This window comes from Paenirhizobium selenitireducens ATCC BAA-1503 (assembly GCF_000518785.1).
Lineage (GTDB): Bacteria > Pseudomonadota > Alphaproteobacteria > Rhizobiales > Rhizobiaceae > Allorhizobium > Allorhizobium selenitireducens.
Window position 1 is genome coordinate 2,501 of the sequence record NZ_JAEG01000027.1, and the last position, 1,266, is coordinate 3,766.

Annotated in this window: 1 rRNA gene; it reads left to right on the plus strand. The window is 51.9% G+C overall.

Features of this window, described 5'->3' with window-relative positions:
• Positions 1 to 448: 448 nt before the first annotated feature.
• A 23S ribosomal RNA gene (locus tag L867_RS0120860) occupies positions 449 to 1,266 on the plus strand; the annotation flags it as partial.

The window sequence follows — 1,266 nt, forward strand, 5'->3', positions numbered from 1 at the left end:
TTGATCTGGAGGCTTCCAGGTGTGGGTTTTACCCATGTCCGAGCCCTTTCCCGATGAACCCTTTGAAGGCCTAGCCGGCCTGAGATTGGTGAGGGATTGGAGGTAGGAAGGAAGCTTGTCACTCTGGATCGTTCGTTGTTGGTCGCCTTCGGGTCACCTCTGATGAACGGTCGGATTACCGTTGCCTGACCGCGCGGTACCGGATTTGATCTCGAGAAGCTGGTCTTAAGACAAGCTGCAAGTGAGCTGCTCGGCGTAGCTCCAATAAAGCAGACTTGTCGAACACGTCGATGGCATTGTCGAATGAACCTGGTTGTAAAAGGTAACCTGGTTTTTGGGGTCTGGATATGCGGCTTGTCCGTATGGTCAGGTTTGGAACCCCTTCGAGCGCAAGCGAGAAGGATAGGAATTCCAAACCCAATAGATGATGAGCATTGGCAATGAGAACGATTAAGTGTCGTAAGGGCAATTGGTGGATGCCTTGGCATGCACAGGCGATGAAGGACGTGATACGCTGCGAAAAGCCGTGGGGAGCTGCGAATGAGCTTTGATCCATGGATATCCGAATGGGGGAACCCACCTTAAATGCTTGGAAAATCCAAACTGTCAGCGATGACGGCTTGGGTTTCCAAGCATTGTTAATAAGGTATCTGCACCTGAATAAAATAGGGTGTAAGAAGCGAACGCAGGGAACTGAAACATCTAAGTACCTGCAGGAAAGGACATCAACCGAGACTCCGCAAGTAGTGGCGAGCGAACGCGGACCAGGCCAGTGGCATCAAGGAATAAAGCGGAACGCTCTGGAAAGTGCGGCCATAGTGGGTGACAGCCCCGTACGCGTAGAACACTTGATGTCCTAGAGTAGGGCGGGACACGTGAAATCCTGTCTGAACATGGGGAGACCACTCTCCAAGCCTAAGTACTCGTGCATGACCGATAGCGAACAAGTACCGTGAGGGAAAGGTGAAAAGCACCCCGACAAGGGGAGTGAAATAGAACCTGAAACCGGTTGCCTACAAACAGTCGGAGGGCGCAAGCCTGACGGCGTACCTTTTGTATAATGGGTCAACGACTTAGTGTAACTAGCAAGCTTAAGCCGGTAGGTGTAGGCGCAGCGAAAGCGAGTCTGAACAGGGCGATTGAGTTAGTTGCATTAGACCCGAAACCGAGTGATCTAGCCATGAGCAGGTTGAAGGTTGGGTAACACCAACTGGAGGACCGAACCCGCATCTGTTGCAATAGATTGGGATGACTTGTGGCTAGGGG